This is a genomic window from Streptomyces gilvosporeus, from assembly GCF_002082195.1.
GTDB lineage: Bacteria > Actinomycetota > Actinomycetes > Streptomycetales > Streptomycetaceae > Streptomyces > Streptomyces gilvosporeus.
In genome coordinates, this window is sequence record NZ_CP020569.1 from 7,911,236 (window position 1) to 7,930,271 (window position 19,036).

The window sequence follows — 19,036 nt, forward strand, 5'->3', positions numbered from 1 at the left end:
GGTCAGGCGATGACGGAGAAGGCCGTGCTGTAGGCATGGGCGATGTCGTCGTCGGTGGTCACCTCCAGCGCATAGGCGTGGCCGGGCGCCACCGGAGGCAGTGACACCAGCGCCTCGCCGGTGGGCCCGGCACCGGCCCGGGGCGCGACGAGCGCCATCCGCTGCATCCGGTTGCCGTGGCGCACCGTCAGCCAGACGTCCACCTCGCGGCCGGTGTTGTTCGTCCAGGAGACGCTGAAACCGCCGTTGCCCCGGAAGGTGAGGCCGGGCGCCGGCCCGTTCACCGCGATCCGCCAGCCGCGAAGTGGCGGGTCGGACGGGGGCTCCTCTTCGGGCTGGGTGCGCCGGGTGTGCGCGGGACGCCCGGCGGCGGCGTCGTGGCCGCTCGCCTCGGGGCCGGCCGGGACGCCGCGGCCCATGACGTCCGCGCGGGCGGGCCCGGCGCCGGGCGGCGGGACATCGGCCTTGCCCGACGGCCAGGGGGTGGCGTTCGACGGGAGCAGCACCAGCACCAGCAGGCAGCCCGCGACGGTGGCGACGACCGCGGCGGCCATGGACTTGAACATCGAGGTCGCCCTGCGCATCCAGATCTCGTTTCCTCAGCGGGCGGGAATTCCCCGGGGGGAGGGGCGAACCGGAACATCCCCGGTCATTTCATCATCAAAAACGCCACGCTGAGCGACCACCTGGATGGCCATGCCCGGCGCGACAGACCGCACCGGCGTCGCGATACTGCCCCCTCGGCCCGTCGTTTTCCGGTCACTCCAACGGTCCTCCCGCGGTCCGACCGCACCGCGCCGTACCGGCCCCCGCCACCGGCGCTGTCTGAAAAGTGCCGTTCAGGTAGCGTCGTAGGCATGAAGACCGGTACGAGGACCGCAATCCGACGCGCACCGTTCGCCCCGGTGCTCCTGCTGGTGGCAGCGCTACTGGCCGTGATCACCGCGCTGGCCCCCGGGGCCAGCGCCGTCGGCGGCCTCGACACGGCCGCGGCGGCCCTCAAACAGGGGCCCGTCTACGTCGATCCCCGCGCCTCCGACCAGTTCCCCAAGGCTGACGCGGACGCACTGGCCAAGAAGATCAAGAACTCCGGCAAGCCGATCTTCGTGGCGGTGCTGCCCCGCGCCGCCGAATACCCGCCCAAGACGCTGCTCCAGGACCTGCGCACCAAGGTCGGCATCAGCGGCGTCTACGCCGTGGAGCTGGGCAACGGCTTCAACGCCGGCGCCGACCCCCGGGTGATGCCGCACGGCGCGGTGAAGAACCTGGTCGGCTCGGTCCAGCGCTCCGACTACCCCACGGTCTCCCAGCGCCTGAACAGCTTCGTCGACGTCGCCGCCCAGCAGGCCATGGGCCACGCCCCGTCCTCCTGGGGCGGCGGCGGCAACTCCGGCATCGACACCGGCACCCTCGTCGGCCTCGGCGCGCTCGTCGTCATCGGCGGCGGTGGCACGTACGCCCTCGCCCGCCGCCAGCGCCGCCGGCGCGCCGAGGAGGAGCGCGCCGCCCTCGAAGACCTGCGGGTCGTCGTCGACGAGGACATCACCGCCTTCGGCGAAGAGCTGGACCGGCTCGACTTCAACCCCGGCGAGTCCGGCGCCGACGACGCGATGCGCGCCGACTACAGCCACGCCCTGGACGCCTACGAGAACGCCAAGTCGGCGATGACCCGGGCCGAACGGCCCGGCGACGTCCAGGCCGTGACCCAGGCCCTGGAGGACGGCCGGTTCTCGCTCGCCACCCTTGCCGCCCGGCGCGAGGGCCGACCGCTGCCCGAGCGCCGGCTGCCCTGCTTCTTCGACCCCCGGCACGGCCCGTCCGTCGTCGACGTCGCATGGGCGCCGTCCGGCGGCGCCGAGCGCACCGTACCGGTCTGCGCCGCGGACAAGAGCCGCCTGGACGACGGCCGCGAGCCGCTGGCCCGTACCGTGCGCACCGAGAGCGGCGACCGCCCCTACTGGGACGCGGGCCCGGCCTACGCGCCCTGGGCCGGCGGCTATTTCGGCGGCGGCCTGCTGCCCGGCCTTCTGGTGGGCACCATGCTCGGCAACCTGATGATGTCGTCCCCCGCGTACGGCGCCGACCTCGGCGGCCCGACCGGAGCCGAGGGCGGCGACTACACCGGATCCGACTTCAACCCGGACGACTTCGGCGGCGGCTTCGGCGACGGCGGCGGCTTCGACGGCGGTGGTGGCGGGGGCTTCGACGGCGGCTTCTGAGCGGCGGGGCGCACCGGCTTCCGAGCCCTGCGGCGGGACTCACCCCCGGGCGGCCCCGACCGCCCGCTTGGCACCCAGGAAGCGCGCATAACGCGGCCGCGCCGCGAAGTCCGCGTAGGCCCACACGGCGGGCCGCCCGACCTCCCTGCACAGATGCAGCACCTGACCGGGCGCCAGATGGACCCCCACATGGGCGCCGTACCCGGTGGGACGGCCCGCCACCGGCCCGCCGTCGAACAACACCAGGTCCAGCGGCCGAGGCTGCCCGGCGCGTACCGTCGCCCGCTCGTCCGCCCACAGCTCCGCCGACCGCAGCGGCGGCACCACCAGACCGAAATGCCCCAGGACGGCATAGGCGTAACGCTGGCAGTTCGCGCCCCCGGCGAGGGCGCCGGCCGCATCCCCGGCGGATGACGTGCATTCAGGTGTCCCGGCTCCCGGATGGCGGGCGGCCGAGTAGCTGACGTTGCGCAGCGCCTCCGGCAGCCCGGCCAGCGCCTGCGGCCCGCAGGGAACGGGGATTTGACGTTCTGACGGTGCGCTCATCGGACCATGATGCAGGCGATCTCCGCGATGCCGCACGTCGCGCGGTCAACGAGGCTCGGCGGAACGGCTTCGACGCGTATTCGACCCGCGAGGAGATCCCCGATGCACTGCCGCTTCCGCAAGGCCGCTCTCTGGGGCGCCACGATGGCCGCCGTCCTGGCCGCCACCGGCCCGTTCAGCCCGGCGCACGCCGCGCCGCGGCCCGACCCCACGCCCCAGCCCTCGCCCCGCGGCATGCTCGACGCGATGCGCCGCGACCTGGGACTGACGCCCGACCAGGCCCGCACCCGGCTCGCCCAGGAGGCCGAGGCGCAGCGGGCGGCCGCCGCGGTGCGCCGGGTGCTCTCCGCACCACCGGCCGGTATGTGGTTCGACAAGACCGTCGGGAAGCTGGTCGTCGCGGTCACCGTCGGCAGCGACGCCGAGCGGGTACGGGCCGCCGGTGCGCTGCCCAAGACCGTCACCCACAGCCGCGCCGCGCTCACCGAACTGACCCGCCAGATCAGCACCCGGGCCGGCAAGGGCGTACCCGGCGTCACCGGCTGGGGAGTGGACGAGCGCGCCAACGGGGTCGTGGTCCGGGTCGACCGCCGCTCCGCCGGACGGGCGACCGACGCCTTCGAGAACGCCGTACGCTCCATGGCCGCCCCCTCGCGCATCCCCGTCACCGTCGAGCGCAGCGACCAGGTGCCGCGCCAGCAGGGCGGCACCGTCATCGGCGGCGAACGCTGGATGCCCGGCAAGGAGGGCATCTGCTCCATCGGTTTCTCGGTCACCGGACCCGGGGGTTTTCAGGGATTTTTGACGGCGGGTCACTGCACGCACAACGTCGATCAGGACGCGTTCGGCAAGGACGGCACCCGCATGGGCACCTCCAACAAAGGCGGCGGGCACAGCGTGATCGGGCGCGAGGGCGACTTCGGGCTGGTCACCGTCGACGGAGACGGCTGGCGCCTGTCGCCGAACGTGGCCGGACAGGGCGGCCAGCCGGTCGCCGTCACCGGATCCCAGGAGGGCGTCACGGGGATGTCCGTGTGCCACTCGGGCGAGGCCACCGGCTGGCACTGCGGGGAGATCACCCGCAGTGAGCAAACCGTGGACTACGGCACCGCCATCGTCGACGGTCTGTCCTTCACCAACGCCTGCTCGGCGCCCGGCGATTCGGGCGGCTCCTACGTCACCCAGCCCGGCTCCCCGAAGGCCGTGGGGCTGCACTCCGGTGGCGGCACCGCGACCTGCAACGACGGCGGCGACACCATCACCATCTTCCAGCCGGTCGACGAAGCGCTGGCCAAATGGAACCTGAAGCTGAAGCGGAACGGTTCCTGACGATCCGTCACCACAGTGGAGGTGCGCAGACAGCCAGTGCAGTGATCTTTCGCCGGTGCCCCGTATCGGGGGGACGGCGCCGGGAAGTACAGAGGCTGACCACCGTCTCGGCACTTCAGGAGAGAACATGCGTATGCGCACCGCCCTTATCGCTGCGACCCTGGCCGCCGCCGCCCTCTTCGGCAGCGCCGGCATCGCCGCCGCCGACAACTCCATTCCCCACGGCCTCGGTTCGCTCCTCGGACAGGGTCCGTCGGACCAGCCGGGTGGGTCGGGCTCCGATTCCATGATGGGCGGTTCGGGGACGATCTCGCAGACGGCGGACAGCAACGTCGGCAAGGAGCCGCAGAGCTCCGGCGACTCCGGCAACTCCGGCAGCCACGGCGCGAACGGTGGTGGTTCCGACGGGATGGGCTCCGGCGGCATGTGACGCGCGCCCCCATAGGGGCCGGAAAGCGGTGGGGCGGGCCGGTGTGCCCGCCCCTTGCCGCGCCCTCACCCCCGCTGTGGCACCACCATGACCTCGGTGCCGGCCGCCCGTATCGCCCGTAGCTGCTCGGCGGGCAGACCGTCGTCGACGATCAGCAGCTCGAAATCGGTCAGCGGGGCGAGCGCGTACAGCCCGTCCTTGGTGAACTTGGTGTGGTCGGCGACCAGTACCCGGCGGGCCGCGCTTTCCATCATCGCCCGCTTGACCTGCACCGTTTCCGGCGAGGTGTGGTAGCAGCGGCCGTTGGTGACGGCCGTGGTGGACAGGAACAGGACATCGGCCCGAAAGGCCCGTACGGCGTCCGCGGTGTGCAGCCCCATGAAGGCGTCGTACGCCGGGAAGTAGGCACCGCCCAGCGTGATCAGCGCGATGCCCGGCTCCTTGGCGAGCGTGGTGATCGCCGGGAGCGAGTTGGTGATCACGGTCAGCGGGGCGTGCTCCGCGGCCTGGTGGGCCAGGAGCAGACAGGTGGTGCTGTCGTCCAGCAGCACGGTCTGACCGGGGACCAGCAGCGTCGCCGCGGCCCGTGCCAGCTGCTGTTTGGTCGCCGCCATGGTCGCCATCCGCTCGGCGACACTGCCGTGGAACTGCGCCGACGGCAGCCCGGTCGCCCCGCCGCGCACCTTGCGCAGCCAGCCCTGCGCCTGGAGCGCGTCCAGATCGCGGTGCGCGGTCATCAGGCTGACTCCGAACTCGTCGGCCAGATCCGAGGTGCGGACGAATCCGCCGGCGATGACGCGCTCGCGCATCCGCCGCCGCCGCTCCTCCTGGGCCTCGACCCGGTCCACCGCGTCCTCCCTCCGCCCTCGCCGGGCGATCCACCACGTGAATTCGCCGCGTTATGTTCGCACGGATTTAACACTGCGCGCCGGACCGCGGCCCTGTCCACATGCGGTTCCGGTGCGACACATCATGGCTGGTCGCGGCGCCGATGCGAAGATTCCGGCGGCCATTGACCCCCCGTTCCGCGCGGCGGTTCCATCACTCCGTTCCTCCCCGCCACCCCCCTTTCTTTCTGCCCCACCCCCCACCTTCCTGCCCCGCCGCCGCAGAAAGGGAGATTCGATGACGAACTCTCCTCCCGCCTCGCCGCGTTCGCCGCTCGCTCGCCTGGGCATTCCGCCGACCCTGGTCTGGGGGTACCTCGGGCTCCTCCTCTTCATGATCGGAGACGGGGTCGAGTCGGGCTATCTCTCGCCGTACCTGATCGACCGGGGCTTCTCCGAATCCCGCGTCGCGCTGCTCTTCACGGTCTACGGCATCGCCGCCGGCATCGCCGCCTGGCTCTCCGGGGTCCTCTCCGACCTGTGGGGCCCGCGCCGCGTCATGTGGACCGGCCTGGCCATCTGGACCGTCTTCCAGCTGCTCTTCCTGGCCGCCGCCCTCCCCCTGGGCAGCTATCCGCTGATGATGCTCGGCTACGGGCTGCGCGGCCTGGGCTACCCCCTCTTCGCGTACGGCTTCCTGGTCTGGATCGCCGCGGTGGCTCCCCGCGCCCGGCTGGGCACCGCCATGGGCTGGTTCTGGTTCGCCTTCACCGGCGGGCTGCCCACGCTCGGCTCGCTCGTCGCCAGCGGACTCATCCCGCACATCGGCGCCTACGCCACCCTGTGGGCCGCCCTCGCCCTCGTCGCCGCGGGCGGACTGCTCGCCCTGCTGCTGGTCCGCGACACCCGGGGCGCCAAGCGGCCGCGCGGTACGGGAGAGGGCCCGCTGGCCACGCTCGTCGGCAGCATCACCATCCTGTGGCGCAACCCCCGCGTCGGCATGGGCTCGGTGGTGCGGGTCATCAACACCGCCTCGCAGTTCGGCTTCTTCGTGATCATGCCGATCCACTTCACCAAGACCGTCGGCTTCAGCCTGACCCAATGGCTGCATCTGCTCAGCGCGATGTTCGCGACCAACATCTTCGCCAACCTGCTGTTCGGCGTGATCGGCGACCGGCTCGGATGGCGCCGCACCATCGCCTGGTTCGGCGGCGCCGGCTGCACCCTGAGCACCCTGCTGCTCTTCTACGTCCCCGACGCCGCGGGCGCCGACTTCCCGCTCGCCCTGCTGGTGGCCGCCTTCTACGGGGCTACGCTGGCGGGATACGTACCGCTGTCGGCGCTGGTGCCCAGTATGGAACCGCGCCACAAGGGCCAGGCCCTGGCCGCGCTCAACCTCGGCGCGGGCGCCAGCACCTTCGTCGGCCCCGCCGTGGTCGCGGCCTTCGTGGGACCGCTCGGCGTCGCCGGGGTGGTGTGGATCTTCGCGGGGATGTATGCGGTGAGCACCGTGCTCGCGCTCTTCCTGAAGCTGCCGGACGAGTCGCCCGCCGCGGCCGGTGCACCGCAGACCGCTGCCGAAGCCGCCGCCTCGGCTCCGGCGTGAGAGGACCCCACTGATGTCCGTACTGACCATCGACGTCGGCACCACGGTGATCAAGTCCGTCGTCTTCGACGACCAGGGCACCGAGATCGCCGTCGCCCGCCAGGCCACCGAGGTCCTGCGCCCGCACCCCGGCTGGGCCGAACAGGACATGGAGGCCGTCTGGCGTGCCGTCGTCCATACCGTCCGCGAGGTCCTCGACGGGCTGGCCGATCCGGTCTGGCTGGTGTCCTTCACCGCCCAGGGCGACGGCGCCTGGCTCGTCGACGACCGCGGCCGCCCCACCGGACCCGCCATCCTGTGGTCCGACGGGCGCGCCGGGGAGCTGCTCACCGCCTGGCAGCGCGACGGCCTGCTGGAGGCGGCCTTCCGTCGCAACGGCTCGCTGACCTGCACCGGAATGCCCAACGCCCTCTTCGCCTGGCTCGCCGCCCACGACCCGGACCGGCTCGCCCGCTCCGCCACCTCGTTGACCGCCGCCGGCTGGCTCTTCCTGCGCCTGACCGGCATAAGGGCCAGCGATGAATCCGATGCCTCGGCCCCCTTCCTGGACCACTCCACCGGGGAGTACGACCCCGCCATCCTGGAGCTGTTCGGGCTGAGCGACTGCCGGCGGCTGCTGCCCACCGTGCTCGGCGAATCGGAGCGGATCGCCGAGCTGACCGGCCCGGCCGGGCGGGAACTGGGCCTGCCCGCCGGGCTGCCGGTGGTGATGTCCCCCTACGACATCGCCGCCACCGCCCGCGGCGTCGGCGTGGTCAACCCCGGCCAGGCGTGCAGCATCCTGGGCACCACCCTGTGCACCGAAATCGTCCGCACCGAAATCGACACCGGCGGCGAACCGTCCGGGATCCATATCGCCTACCGCGGCCGGGAGCGGGTGCTGCGCGCCTTCCCCACGCTCAACGGCGCCGAGGTGCTCACCTGGGCGGCGCGGCTGCTGCATCTGCCCGGCCCGCCCGAGCTGGCACAGCTGGCGTTCGCCTCGGAGCCCGGCGCCCGCGGGCTCACCTTTCTGCCGTATCTCTCGCCGGCCGGTGAGCGCGCCCCGTTCCTCGATCCGCGCGCCCGCGGCACCTTCTGGGGCATGTCCCTGGAACACACCCCCGCCGACCTGGCCCGCGCGGTCTTCGACGGCCTCTCGCTGGTGCTGCGCGACTCGCTGGCCGCCGCGCGGACGGACGTCAGCGAACTGCGGCTGTGCGGGGGCGGCGCCAACAGCGACGCCTGGTGCGCACTGATCGCCGACGCGACGGGCGTGCCCACGGCCCGCTCCGGCGACACCGAACTCGGCGCCAAGGGGGCGTTCCTGACGGGTCTGGTACGTACCGGGGCCGAGTCCAGCATGCACCGCGCGGCCGACAAGTACGTGCGGATGAACCGCAGTTGGCAGCCCGATCCGCAGCGCGCGGCGTTCTACAGCGAGCTCTACGAGGACTTCCTCGCCTGGCGCGGCCTGGCCAGGGAGGCCGGCTGGCGCAGCGGCGCCCGCTGGTGTCCCCGTCCGCGCGTCACCCCTTCCGCCGGAGGCACTCGTGTCTGACCCCCGCACCCCCGCCCTCGACGGCATCTGGCTCGGCCTCGACCTCGGCACCCAGAGCGCCCGCTGCGTCGCCGTCGACGGCACCGGCCGCGTCCTCGCCTCCGCCGCCCGTCCGTTGACCGGCCGCCGCGAGGGCAGACGGCACGAGCAGGACCCCGAGGAGTGGTGGTCGGCACTCGCCGCCGCCTGCCGGGAGGCGCTCGCGGGCATCGACACCCGGCGCGTGCGCGGCCTCGCCGTCGACGGCACCTCCGGCACCATCCTGCTCGCCGACGCCCACGGCACCCCGCTCACCCCCGGCCTGATGTACGACGACGGGCGCGCCGACACCCAGACCGGGGCCGTCAACGCGGCGGGCGGGGACGTCTGGCAGGAGCTGGGCTACCGCAGCATGCAGCCGACCTGGGCGCTGCCCAAGCTCCGCTGGCTGCTGGAGCAGGGAAAGGCGGTGCGGGGCGCCCGGCTGCTGCACCAAGTCGACCTGGTGACCTGGAGACTGGCCGGGTATCAGGTGCCCTCCGACGCCAGCCATGCCCTCAAGACCGGCTATCACCTCATCGAGGAGCGCTGGCCGGAGCGGGTGATGGACGCCCTCGGAGTGCCCGGGGACCTGCTGCCCGAGGTCGTACGGCCCGGAACGGTGCTGGGCACGGTCTGCGCCGAGGCCGCCGAGGCCACCGGCATTCCGCCCGGCACCGCCGTCGTCGCCGGGATGACCGACGGCTGCGCCGCCCAGATCGGCGCCGGGGCCCTGGCGCCCGGCGCCTGGAACTCCGTCCTGGGCACCACCCTCGTCCTCAAGGGCAGCAGCCCGTACCTGGTCCGGGACCCGGCGGGCGTCGTCTACTGCCACCGCGGCCCGGGGGAGCGCTGGCTGCCGGGCGGGGCCTCCAGCAGCGGCGCCGGAGTGCTCTCCCAGTACTTCCACGGCGAGAACCTCGACGTGCTCACCGAGCAGGCCGCCGCCCTCGATGCGGACGCCGTCGCCTACCCCCTGGTCTCCACCGGCGGGGAACGCTTCCCCTTCCGCGCCCCCGACGCCGAACCGTTCATCCTCGGTGACGTCCCCACCCGGCCCGCCGCCTTCCACGCCTACCTCCTCGGCCTCGCCTGCCTCGAACGGCTCTGCTTCGACTATCTCGACCACCTCGGCGCCCCCGTCGACGGGCCGCTCACCCTCACCGGCGGCGGCGCCCGCAACCCCTACTGGTGCCGTCTGCGCGCCGATGTCCTCGGCCGCCGCGTACGCCTGCCCGAACAGGCCGAGGGCGCTGTCGGCATGGCCGTCCTCGCCGCCACCTCCGGCGGCGCCGGCCTGGAGGAGGCCGCCGCGGCCATGGTCCGCATCGCAGCCGAGATCGAGCCGTCCCCGGCCCGCACCGCCCGCTACACCCCCGTCTACCTCCGCTTCCTCGACGAACTGACCCGCCGCGGCTGGCTCGACCAGGCCGTGGCCGCACATGCCCGCAGGAGGGCCGCTCCGTGACCGACTTCATCCTCGTACGCCACGGCGAAACCGTCTGGCATGCGGAGAACCGCTATGCCGGCCGCACCGACGTGCCCCTGACCGACCACGGCCGCGACCAGGCCACCGCGCTCGCCGCCTGGGCCGCCACCGCCGGCCTGACCGCCGTCTGGAGCTCCCCGCTCTCCCGCGCCCGGCTCACCGCCGCCCCCGCCGCCGACGCCTGCGGTCTGGCCCCGCGGACCGACGAGCGGCTCTACGAAGTCGACTTCGGCCGGGGCGAGGGCCTGACCCGCGACGAGATGCGCGAGCGCTTCCCGCGGGAGCTGGCGGACTTCCTCGCCGACCCGGTCGCCTGCCATCTGCCCGGCGGCGAACACCCCCGCCGCGCCGCCGAACGCGCCGCCGCCTGTCTGGCCGACCTCGCCCGCGACGAGCCCTCCGGCCGGATCCTCGTCGTCGCCCACTCCACCCTCCTGCGGCTGCTGCTGTGCCACCTCCTCGGCATTCCGCTCGCCGACTACCGCCGGGTCTTCCCCCGGCTGGACAACGGCGCCCTGACCGAGATCCGCCTCGCCCACGGCCACACCGCGCTGCTCAGCTTCAACACCCCCGCGCCGACCCAGACCCCTGCCTTCCACTGACCCCACCACCCCTTTCAGGAGACGCCCCACCATGAGCACCAGCGTCCTCGCCGCCGGCAACCACTTCATCCGCCCTGGCCTGTTCGCCGATGCGGTAAGGACGGCTGTAGGGGAAACACCGCTGGACATCAGGGAGTTGCAGTTCGGCTGGCCGCACACCCCCTTCGGACCGGTCGCCGAGGTCATCGAGGCGTCCGGCACCGAGGACGAGATGATCGAGGCGCTACGCGGCGTCGAGATCTGCGTCACCGAACACGGCCCGCTCACCGCCCGCATCCTCGCCAACTGCCCCGATCTGAAGCTGTTCTGCACCAGCCGCGGCGGCCCGGTCAACGCCAACCTCGACGCCGCCACCCGGCACGGCGTCGCCGTCTGCTACGCCCCCGGCCGCAATGCCACCGCCACCGCGGAACACACCCTCACCCTGCTCCTCGCCGCGGCCCGCGGCGTCGGCGACACCCACGCCGACCTGCGCCGCGGCGTCTGGCGCGGCGACTACTACGACTACGACACCTGCGGCATAGAGATCGACGGCACCACCGTCGGCCTGATCGGCTACGGCGCCATCGGCAGCCGCGTCGCCCGGATCCTCGCCGCAATGGGCGCCCGTGTCCTCGTCCACGACCCGTACGTCCGCCCCGACATGCTGGCCGGAATCGCCGAGCAGGTCACGCTCGACGAGCTGCTGATCCGCTCCCGGATCGTCTCGCTGCACGCACGGGTGACCGACGAGACCAGGGGCATGATCGGCCGCGACCAGATCGCCGCCATGCCGCGCGGCTCCGTGCTGGTCAACTGCGCCCGCGGTGCGCTGCTCGACTACGACGCGGTGTGCGAGGCGCTGGAGTCCGGCCAGCTGTCCGGCGCCGGGTTCGATGTGTTCCCCGAGGAGCCGATCCCGGCCGGTTCGCGACTGCTGACCGCTCCCGGCGCCGTCCTCACCCCGCATATCGCGGGCGGCAGCCGCCAGGTCGCCCACAAGGCCGCACGGATCGTCGCCGGGGACGTCGCCCGCTATCTGCGCGGTGAGCCGCTGGCACACTGCGCCAACCCCGAGGTCCTGAAGGGCGCCTGAGGGTCGGCGGCCCGGGGGCGGGCTCCGGCGGCAGCGGCGCACCCCGCAGCGGGTGCCCGCCGCCCCGGCGCCCCTCCCCCCGGCTCCGGGTCTTCAACTTCCTTTTCCGGCCCATCAACTCCCTTGTCACGCACGTGCGTTGACAGTGCACGAGGGTGCCTCCACCATGCATCGCGGCTTCCTCCAGCCACAGGACAAGGAGTGAGACCCGATGAAACCCCCCTCACCGCGCCTGCGCACCGCGCTGGCCGCGACCCTCGGCGCGCTCGGCCTGCTCGTCACGGCCACCACCGCCCAGGCACACAACACCCCCACCCCCACCCCGTCCCACCGGCCCAGGGCCTTGCCCGCCTACGACCACGTCGTGATCGTCGTCTTCGAGAACAAGCAGTACGGCGAGATCATCGGCAGCTCCAAGGCGCCCTACATCAACCAACTCGCCCAGGGCGGCGCCAGCCTGACCGGCATGAAGGCGCTCACCCACCCCAGCCAGCCGAACTACTTCAACCTCTTCTCCGGCGCCACCCAGGGCATCACCGGCGACGGCTGCTACACCGCCCAGTCGATGAACGCCCCCAACCTCGGCCAGGAGCTGATCGCCGCCGGCAAAACCTTCGGCAGCTACAACGAGGGCCTGCCCAGCGCGGGTTCCACGGTCTGCTCCAGCGGCAAGTACGCGCAGAAGCACAACCCGTGGTTCGCCTTCGGCAACGTCCCCGTCGCCACCGGCAAGACCTTCGCGCAGTTCCCCAAGGACGACTTCGGCGCGCTGCCGACGCTGTCGTTCGTCATCCCGGACCTGTGCAACGACATGCACGACTGCGGCGTCGCCAGCGGTGACACCTGGATCAAGAACAACCTCGATTCCTACGCCCGGTGGGCCAAGGACCACAACAGCCTGCTGATGCTGACCTGGGACGAGGACAACTACCTCGGCTCCAACCAGATCGCCTCCGTGTTCTCCGGCGCCCACGTCAAAAAGGGCGATGTCGCGGGGGCGTACAACCACTACAGCCTCCTGCGCACCTTCGAGGACATGTACGGCACCGGCCACGCGGGCAACGCCGCCACGGCCACCCCGGTGACCGGGGTGTTCGACACCGGCGTCCGCTGAATCCACCCTCGGGAGGAGACGCCCGTGTATCTCTCGTCCAGCCGCGCCGCCGACGCCTCGGCCGGTGTCGTCCGCGACCGGCCCGGTATCCGCCGCGCCGTCGCCGGCACCGTCGTCGCCCTCGGCCTGGTCAGCATGGTCACGGACGTCTCCTCGGAGATGGTCACCGCGGTCCTGCCGCTGTATCTGGTCGCCGGCCTCGGCATGACCCCGCTCGCCTACGGGCTGCTCGACGGCGTCTACCAGGGCGTCACCGCACTGGTCCGCCTGGCCGGTTCGTACGCCGCCGACCGCACCCACCGCCGCAAACTCGTCGCGGGCAGCGGCTACGCCCTGTCCGCGGTCTGCAAACTCGGACTGCTCGCCGTCACCACCCCCTGGGCGATCGGCGCCGTCCTGGCCGCCGACCGCACCGGCAAGGGCCTGCGCAGCGCCCCGCGCGACGCCCTGATCTCGCTGTCCACCGCCCCCGAGGACCAGGGCCGCGCCTTCGGCGTCCACCGCACCCTGGACACCGCCGGCGCCCTCCTCGGCCCGCTCGCCGCCTTCGCCGTCCTGTGGCCGGCCCGCGACGCCTATGACGCGGTCTTCCAGGTCAGCTTCTGCTGCGCCGTGTTCGGTGTGCTGCTGCTGGCCCTGTACGTCCGCGAGCCCCGCGCCGCCCAGCGCCCCGCGCACCCTCCCCGCCCGGGCCTCGTACGGGCGCTGCGCACCCTGGCCGGTACCCCGGGCGTACCCCGGCTGAGCCTGGCCGCCGTCCTGCTGGGCGCCGCCACTATCAGCGACGCCTTCCTCTACCTCGTCCTCCAGCAGCGCCACCACCTCGATGCCCGCTGGTTCCCGCTGCTTCCGGTCGGCACCGCGGCGGCCTTCCTGCTGCTCGCGCTCCCGGTCGGCCGCCTCGCCGACCGGGTGGGGCGGCTGCGGGTCTTCCTGGCCGGGCACGGCGCCCTGCTCGCCGCCTATTTCCTGCTGCTGCTCCCCCTCGGCAGTGACACCCAACTCCCCGCCATCGCCGCCCTGTTCGTCCTCCTGGGCATCTTCTACGCCGCCACCGACGGGGTCCTGATGGCCGCCGCCGCGCCCCTTCTCCCACCTGCCCTGCGGGCCAGCGGTCTCGCCCTGGTGCAGACCGGTCAGGCCGTCGGCCGGTTCGCCGCCGCGGTCCTCTTCGGGGCGGCCTGGACCGCCCTGGGGCCCGCGACGGCCCTGGCCGCGGCGGCCGCCGTGCTGGCCGCCGCGCTCGCGCTCTGCCTGCCGGTCCTCCTCCGCGACCGGCCCTCCGCCACCGGAAAGGCCGTCGTATGACACCACCCCTGGTACGGCACCGCCTGGTGGTGCTGCTCGCGGCCACCGCCCTCCTGGTGGCGGGCGCCGCCCTCGCCGTGCACCGCGCCGCCGGACGTGCCGCCGAACGCGACCGCACCCATGCGGGGCAGCCGGCCGTGACGAAGGGCGAGGTGCGCCTCGGGGACGGCCGCCGCCGACTGATCTTCCGGAACCTGGTCTGGGGACCTCAGCGTGACCATCTCGCCACCGTCCCCCTCGCCGCCCCCGGCGCACGGCGCACCGCCGCCCCGCGCGACTGTCTGCGCTTCCACGCGGCCGCCGGCACCGGCATCTGCCTGCGCGCCACTGGGGGAGTGGTACCGGGCCACGAGGCCGTCGTCCTGGACTCCCGCCTCCGGCCCGTACGCCGCTTCCCGGTGCCCGGCATCCCCACCCGCGCCCGCGTCTCGCCCAGCGGCCGGCTCGTCGCCTGGACGGTGTTCGTCAGCGGCGACTCCTACGCGGGCGGCGCCTTCTCCACCCGCACCGCGATCTACGACACCCGCACCCGCACCCTCCACGACAGCCTGGAGGACTTCACCGTCCTGATCGACGGCCACCGCCACCAGGCCGTCGACCACAACTTCTGGGGCGTGACCTTCGCCGCCGACGACACCACCTTCTACGCCACCCTCGGCACCCAGGGCCGCACCTATCTCGTCCGCGGCAACCTTGTCCGCCGCACCCTGACCGCCGTCCACGAGAACGTCGAATGCCCCTCCCTCTCCCCGGACGGCACCCGGATCGCCTTCAAGAAGCGGATCCGGCCCAAAGGAGCGGACGCGCCCTGGCGGCTGTACGTCCTGGACCTGCGCAGCGGCCGCGAGACCCGGCTCGCCGAACGGGCGAGCGTGGACGACCAGGCCCTGTGGCTCGATGGCGGCAGCCTCCTGTACGCCCTGCCCGGCGACTTCGGCGCCGACCTGTGGGAGGTGCCCGCCAACGGCAGAGGCCACCCCCGCAAGGTGGTGGCCTCTGCCGTTTCGCCCGCTGTCATCGGGCCCTGACGGTGTCTTCCCGCCCGCGCCGCCTCAGCGGCGCCGCACCAACGGGAACGGCAGCGTCTCGCGGATCGACAGACCGGTCAGGAACATCACCAGCCGGTCCACGCCGATGCCCAGACCACCGGTCGGCGGCATCGCGTACTCCAGAGCCTGGAGGAAGTCCTCGTCCAGCTCCATCGCCTCCGGGTTGCCGCCCGCCGCCAGCAGCGACTGGGCGGTCAGCCGGCGCCGCTGCTCGACCGGGTCGGTCAGCTCCGAGTAGGCGGTGCCCAGCTCGGTGCCGAAGGCGACCAGGTCCCAGCGCTCGGCGAGCCGCGGGTCCTTGCGGTGCTGACGGGTCAGCGGCGAGACATCGGTGGGGAAGTCCTTGTAGAAGGTGGGCAGCGTGGTCTTCTCCTCCACCAGCCGCTCGTACATCTCCAACACGATGTCGCCGCGCCCCATCTCGGGCTTCACCGGCACCGCCGCACGCAGACACAGCCGCCGCAGCACATCGACCTCGGTGTCCGCGTCGACCTCGTCGCCGAGCGCCTCCGAGATCGCGCCGTAGACCGTCTTCACCGGCCAGATCCCCGAGATGTCGTGCTCGACGAGCTTGCCGTCGGCATCGGCCTTGCGGGCCGTCGCACTCCCGAACGCCGCGACCGCCGCGCCCTGGATCAGCTCCCGGGTCAGATCCAGCATCACGTCGTAGTCGGCGAACGCCTGGTACGCCTCCAGCATCGTGAACTCGGGATTGTGCTTGTAGGAGATGCCCTCGTTGCGGAAGGTCCGCCCCATCTCGAAGACCTTCTCCATACCGCCCACGCACAGCCGCTTGAGATACAGCTCCGGTGCGATACGCAGATACAGATCGAGGTCGTAGGCGTTGATGTGGGTGTGGAACGGCCGGGCGTTGGCGCCGCCGTGGATCTGCTGGAGCATCGGCGTCTCGACCTCGAGATAGCCGCGGTCGATCAGCCCCTGGCGCAGCGCCTGGACGGCCGTACTGCGCGCCCGCACGGTCTCGCGCGCATCCGGCGAGACGACCAGGTCCACATACCGCTGACGGACCTTGGCCTCCGGGTCGGACAGACCGCGCCGCTTGTCCGGCAGCGGGCGCAGGCACTTGGCCGTCAGCCGCCACTGGGTGACGAACACGGTCAGCTCGCCGCGGTCGCTGGCGCCGACCTCGCCCTCGGCCTCGATGTGGTCACCCAGATCGATGTCCGAGCCGAAGCGGTCGAGCAGCTCCTTGCCGCTGCCGTCCCGGGTCAGCGCGATCTGGAGATCGCCCGACCAGTCCCGCAGCACCGCGAACAGCACCCCGCCGTGGTCGCGGGTGAGCAGCACCCGCCCGGCGATGCTCACGGACTGTCCGGTCCGCGTCCCCGCCGTCGGCTCCGGGTACTCCTCGCGCACCTGGCCGAGGGTGTGGGTGCGCTCGACCCCCACCGGATACGGGTCCGTGCCGGCCTCGCGCAGCCGCTCCAGCTTGTGGTGGCGCACCCGTACCTGCTCGGGCAGCGCGGCCAGCTCCGCCGCGCGCTGCTCCTCCTCGGTGGCCGGACGGTGCACCAGCCCCAGCTCGTCCAGGGACGGCAGCCCCGCGGTGCTCGCCGGAGCCAGCACCCGCTTCTTGTGCCCCTTGCCCCACAGCTTGCCCAGGCTCGGCACCGCGACGAAGCCCTCGGCGATACCGGAGGCGAGCCCGATCCGGGCCAGCGCACCGGCGTCCGCGTAGCACAGGAAGCGCGGGTACCACTCGGGGTTGTACTTGGCGTTGGAGCGGTAGAGCGCCTCCAGCTGCCACCACTTGGAGAAGAACAGCAGCAGCTTGCGCCAGAACTTCAGCACCGGGCCGGCGCCGATCCGGCCGCCCTCCTCGAAGGCGGAGCGGAAGACCGCGAAGTTCAGCGAGATGCGGCGCACCCCGAGCTGTCCGGCCTGGGCGCACAGCTGGGCGACCATGTACTCCATGACGCCGTTGGGCGCACTGCGGTCGCGGCGCATCACATCGAGGGAGATGCCGTCCGTGCCCCAGGGGACGAAGGACAGCAGCGCCATCATCTTGCCGTCGCCGTCGAACGCCTCCGCCAGCAGGCAGTCCCCGTCCGCCTCGTCGCCGAGCCGGTCCAGCGCCATCGAGAAGCCGCGCTCGGTCTCGGTGTCGCGCCAGGCGTCCGCCCGGTGGATGACCTCCTGCATCTCCTCGTCCGACAGCGCCGAGTGGCGGCGCAGCCGGAAGGTGGCGCCGGTGCGTTCGACGCGGTTGACGGCCTGCCGGGTCACCCGCATCTCGCGGCCGTCCAGGTCGAAGTCCTTGACGTACAAGATCGCCTCGTCGCCCAGCTGGAGCGCGCCCAGCCCGGCGCGGGCGAACGCCTTCGCGCCGTCCTCGCTCGCGCCCATGACCGCGGGCTGCCAGCCGTAGCGCCCGGCGACGTCCAGCCATGCCTCGATGGCCGGCCCCCACGCCTCCCGGTCGCCGACCGGATCACCGCTGGCCAGGCAGACGCCGGTCTCCACGCGGTAGGTGACGGCGGCCTTGCCGCTGGGGGAGAAGACCACGGCCTTGTCGCGGCGGGTGGCGAAGTAGCCCAGCGAGTCCTGGCTGCCGTAGCGGTCGAGCAGCGCCCGGATACGGGTCTCCTCGTCGCCGTGCAGCGCGGCCTCCATCCGCTGCGAGCGGAACAGCGCGGCGGCGGCGTTCAGCAGCGCCAGCGCGCCCAGCAGACCCAGCACCGTGCCGACCCAGTGCTGCGGATGTCCGACGAAGGGGTGGCCGACGACCAGCTCGCCGCTGACGCGGTTGACGGACCACAGCAGCCGGTTGCCGCCGCCCGACCTCAGCGTGCCGGGGAACAGGGAGACCAGCCCCCAGCCGATCAGCACCGCGGCCACCAGCCCGCCGGCCAGTACGCCGATGGCCCGCAGGAACGCCCCGCGGCGGGTGATCGCGTAGAACTCGCGGTGCGCGACGAGCAGCAGCGCCAGCAAGCCGGTGCACAGCACGAGGGAGAACACGTATTCCCAGGCGCCGTCGACGAGGAACAGCGCATCGGCCAGGGCGACCAGCAGCAAGTAGGCCACCAGGAACCACAGGGCCACCCGCTTACGGGCGGCCAGTGCCGCGCCGAGCAGGAAGAGGAACGCGGCGTAGGCGAAGTTCGTCGACACCGGGATCGTCAGCGTATCCAGCCACTCGATCGCCGGCTGGAGACCGTGCCGCAAGGGCCCGATCAGTGCTGTCAGGGCGCACAAGAGCCCCAGCATGCTGAAGGTGATGGCAAAGCCGTTGGGCACGCGGCGCCGGAAGCGCCGCCACGCCGAAAGTTCATCCTGGTCCTGCACGGTGCTCATTCCGTCACATTAGGCTTTGTGGGCTTGCTTTGGGGGCTGGCAAAGGGGTCGGCTGCGGTGGGCCCGTTCGCCGGTCCAGTCTCCCGTCCGTCGGCTGCCGTGGTCACCGACTCCTTGATCTCTCCGGCCGTCCCCCGGGCATCCTTGGTGTGGGCGACGACGGAGTACTTGGTGGCCGGCGCGGCCCTCGCACGGGAGGTCCAGACCGTATCGCCCCGGTCGAGCGCGTCCGACAGAAGGTGGCCGTGTGGATCGGTGACCCGCACGTCGGTCAGCACACCGCCGCGTGCCGTCACCTGGAGCCGGTCGCCGGCCTGCACGGTTCTCGTCCCGTCGGCCGCCCCCAGGCCCACCTGCACCGCATTGCGCTCGCTCGCCGAGGCCGCGGCGCTCCCGCACCCGGTGAGCGCACCGGTGCCGAGCAGCGACACCAGGGCGAGCGCACCCCACCGCATGCGGCGGCGGGCAGGAGAGGGGGAACGGCTCATGCAGGGGCTTTCGTCGGTGGTGCGGGCAGGTGGTGCGGACAAGTGGTACGCCAGGACGGCGTCCGCTAAGACGGCCGA

General features: G+C 72.6%; 16 protein-coding genes. 11 read left to right on the top strand and 5 right to left on the bottom strand.

Features of this window, described 5'->3' with window-relative positions:
• Positions 1–2: 2 nt before the first annotated feature.
• Positions 3–584, bottom strand: a complete 582-nt coding sequence (locus B1H19_RS34950) for a hypothetical protein (RefSeq protein ID WP_237289678.1) — start codon at positions 582–584, stop codon at positions 3–5.
• Positions 585–857: 273 nt separating this feature from the next.
• On the opposite strand from B1H19_RS34950, the gene B1H19_RS34955 reads away from it, so the two are divergent.
• The gene (locus tag B1H19_RS34955) at positions 858–2,219 is read left to right on the top strand and encodes a hypothetical protein (RefSeq protein ID WP_083108885.1); all 1,362 of its coding nucleotides are present in this window, start codon (positions 858–860) and stop codon (positions 2,217–2,219) included.
• A gap of 39 nt (positions 2,220–2,258) precedes the next feature.
• On the opposite strand, the gene B1H19_RS34960 is transcribed toward B1H19_RS34955, so the two are convergent.
• Entirely contained in the window at positions 2,259–2,765 is a 507-nt protein-coding gene (locus B1H19_RS34960) for a cell wall hydrolase (protein WP_083108886.1), read from the bottom strand.
• A gap of 102 nt (positions 2,766–2,867) precedes the next feature.
• Between B1H19_RS34960 and B1H19_RS34965 the strand changes: the two genes are divergently transcribed.
• Positions 2,868–4,094: a S1 family peptidase gene (locus tag B1H19_RS34965; RefSeq protein ID WP_083108887.1), complete on the top strand. Its 1,227-nt coding sequence runs from the start codon at positions 2,868–2,870 to the stop codon at positions 4,092–4,094.
• Positions 4,095–4,227: 133 nt separating this feature from the next.
• On the top strand, positions 4,228–4,524 hold the full coding sequence (locus B1H19_RS34970) for a hypothetical protein (protein WP_083108888.1): 297 nt from the start codon (positions 4,228–4,230) through the stop codon (positions 4,522–4,524).
• 65 nt (positions 4,525–4,589) lie between these two features.
• Here B1H19_RS34970 and B1H19_RS34975 read toward each other — a convergent pair whose 3' ends face one another.
• Positions 4,590–5,372, bottom strand: coding sequence for a DeoR/GlpR family DNA-binding transcription regulator (locus B1H19_RS34975; protein ID WP_083108889.1), 783 nt, complete (start codon positions 5,370–5,372; stop codon positions 4,590–4,592).
• Between the two features lie 277 nt (positions 5,373–5,649).
• Here B1H19_RS34975 and B1H19_RS34980 point away from each other — a divergent pair, with 277 nt between their 5' ends.
• The 8 genes from B1H19_RS34980 to B1H19_RS35015 all read left to right on the top strand — a co-directional run bounded on the left by B1H19_RS34980 (position 5,650) and on the right by B1H19_RS35015 (position 15,131).
• The gene (locus B1H19_RS34980; protein ID WP_083108890.1) at positions 5,650–6,957 is read left to right on the top strand and encodes an MFS transporter; all 1,308 of its coding nucleotides are present in this window, start codon (positions 5,650–5,652) and stop codon (positions 6,955–6,957) included.
• Positions 6,958–6,970: 13 nt separating this feature from the next.
• Positions 6,971–8,497: an FGGY-family carbohydrate kinase gene (locus tag B1H19_RS34985; protein ID WP_083108891.1), complete on the top strand. Its 1,527-nt coding sequence runs from the start codon at positions 6,971–6,973 to the stop codon at positions 8,495–8,497.
• The gene (locus tag B1H19_RS34990; RefSeq protein ID WP_083108892.1) at positions 8,490–9,983 is read left to right on the top strand and encodes an FGGY-family carbohydrate kinase; all 1,494 of its coding nucleotides are present in this window, start codon (positions 8,490–8,492) and stop codon (positions 9,981–9,983) included. The genes B1H19_RS34985 and B1H19_RS34990 overlap by 8 nt, the downstream gene beginning before the upstream one ends.
• Positions 9,980–10,606, top strand: coding sequence for a histidine phosphatase family protein (locus B1H19_RS34995; protein ID WP_083108893.1), 627 nt, complete (start codon positions 9,980–9,982; stop codon positions 10,604–10,606). Before B1H19_RS34990 ends, B1H19_RS34995 begins: the two co-directional genes overlap by 4 nt.
• Positions 10,607–10,637: 31 nt before the next feature.
• A complete protein-coding gene (locus B1H19_RS35000) occupies positions 10,638–11,681 on the top strand; it encodes a 2-hydroxyacid dehydrogenase (protein WP_083108894.1) in 1,044 nt (347 codons plus the stop codon).
• 211 nt (positions 11,682–11,892) lie between these two features.
• The gene (locus B1H19_RS35005; protein WP_083108895.1) at positions 11,893–12,795 is read left to right on the top strand and encodes an alkaline phosphatase family protein; all 903 of its coding nucleotides are present in this window, start codon (positions 11,893–11,895) and stop codon (positions 12,793–12,795) included.
• Positions 12,796–12,819: 24 nt separating this feature from the next.
• Positions 12,820–14,103, top strand: coding sequence for an MFS transporter (locus tag B1H19_RS35010; RefSeq protein ID WP_083108896.1), 1,284 nt, complete (start codon positions 12,820–12,822; stop codon positions 14,101–14,103).
• On the top strand, positions 14,100–15,131 hold the full coding sequence (locus tag B1H19_RS35015) for a TolB family protein (RefSeq protein WP_083108897.1): 1,032 nt from the start codon (positions 14,100–14,102) through the stop codon (positions 15,129–15,131). The genes B1H19_RS35010 and B1H19_RS35015 overlap by 4 nt, the downstream gene beginning before the upstream one ends.
• Before the next feature lie 24 nt (positions 15,132–15,155).
• Here B1H19_RS35015 and lysX read toward each other — a convergent pair whose 3' ends face one another.
• The gene (lysX, locus tag B1H19_RS35020; protein WP_083108898.1) at positions 15,156–18,470 is read right to left on the bottom strand and encodes a bifunctional lysylphosphatidylglycerol synthetase/lysine--tRNA ligase LysX; all 3,315 of its coding nucleotides are present in this window, start codon (positions 18,468–18,470) and stop codon (positions 15,156–15,158) included.
• A complete protein-coding gene (locus B1H19_RS35025) occupies positions 18,467–18,958 on the bottom strand; it encodes an Ig-like domain-containing protein (RefSeq protein WP_159028210.1) in 492 nt (163 codons plus the stop codon). The genes lysX and B1H19_RS35025 overlap by 4 nt, the downstream gene beginning before the upstream one ends.
• Between the last annotated feature and the right edge of the window lie 78 nt (positions 18,959–19,036).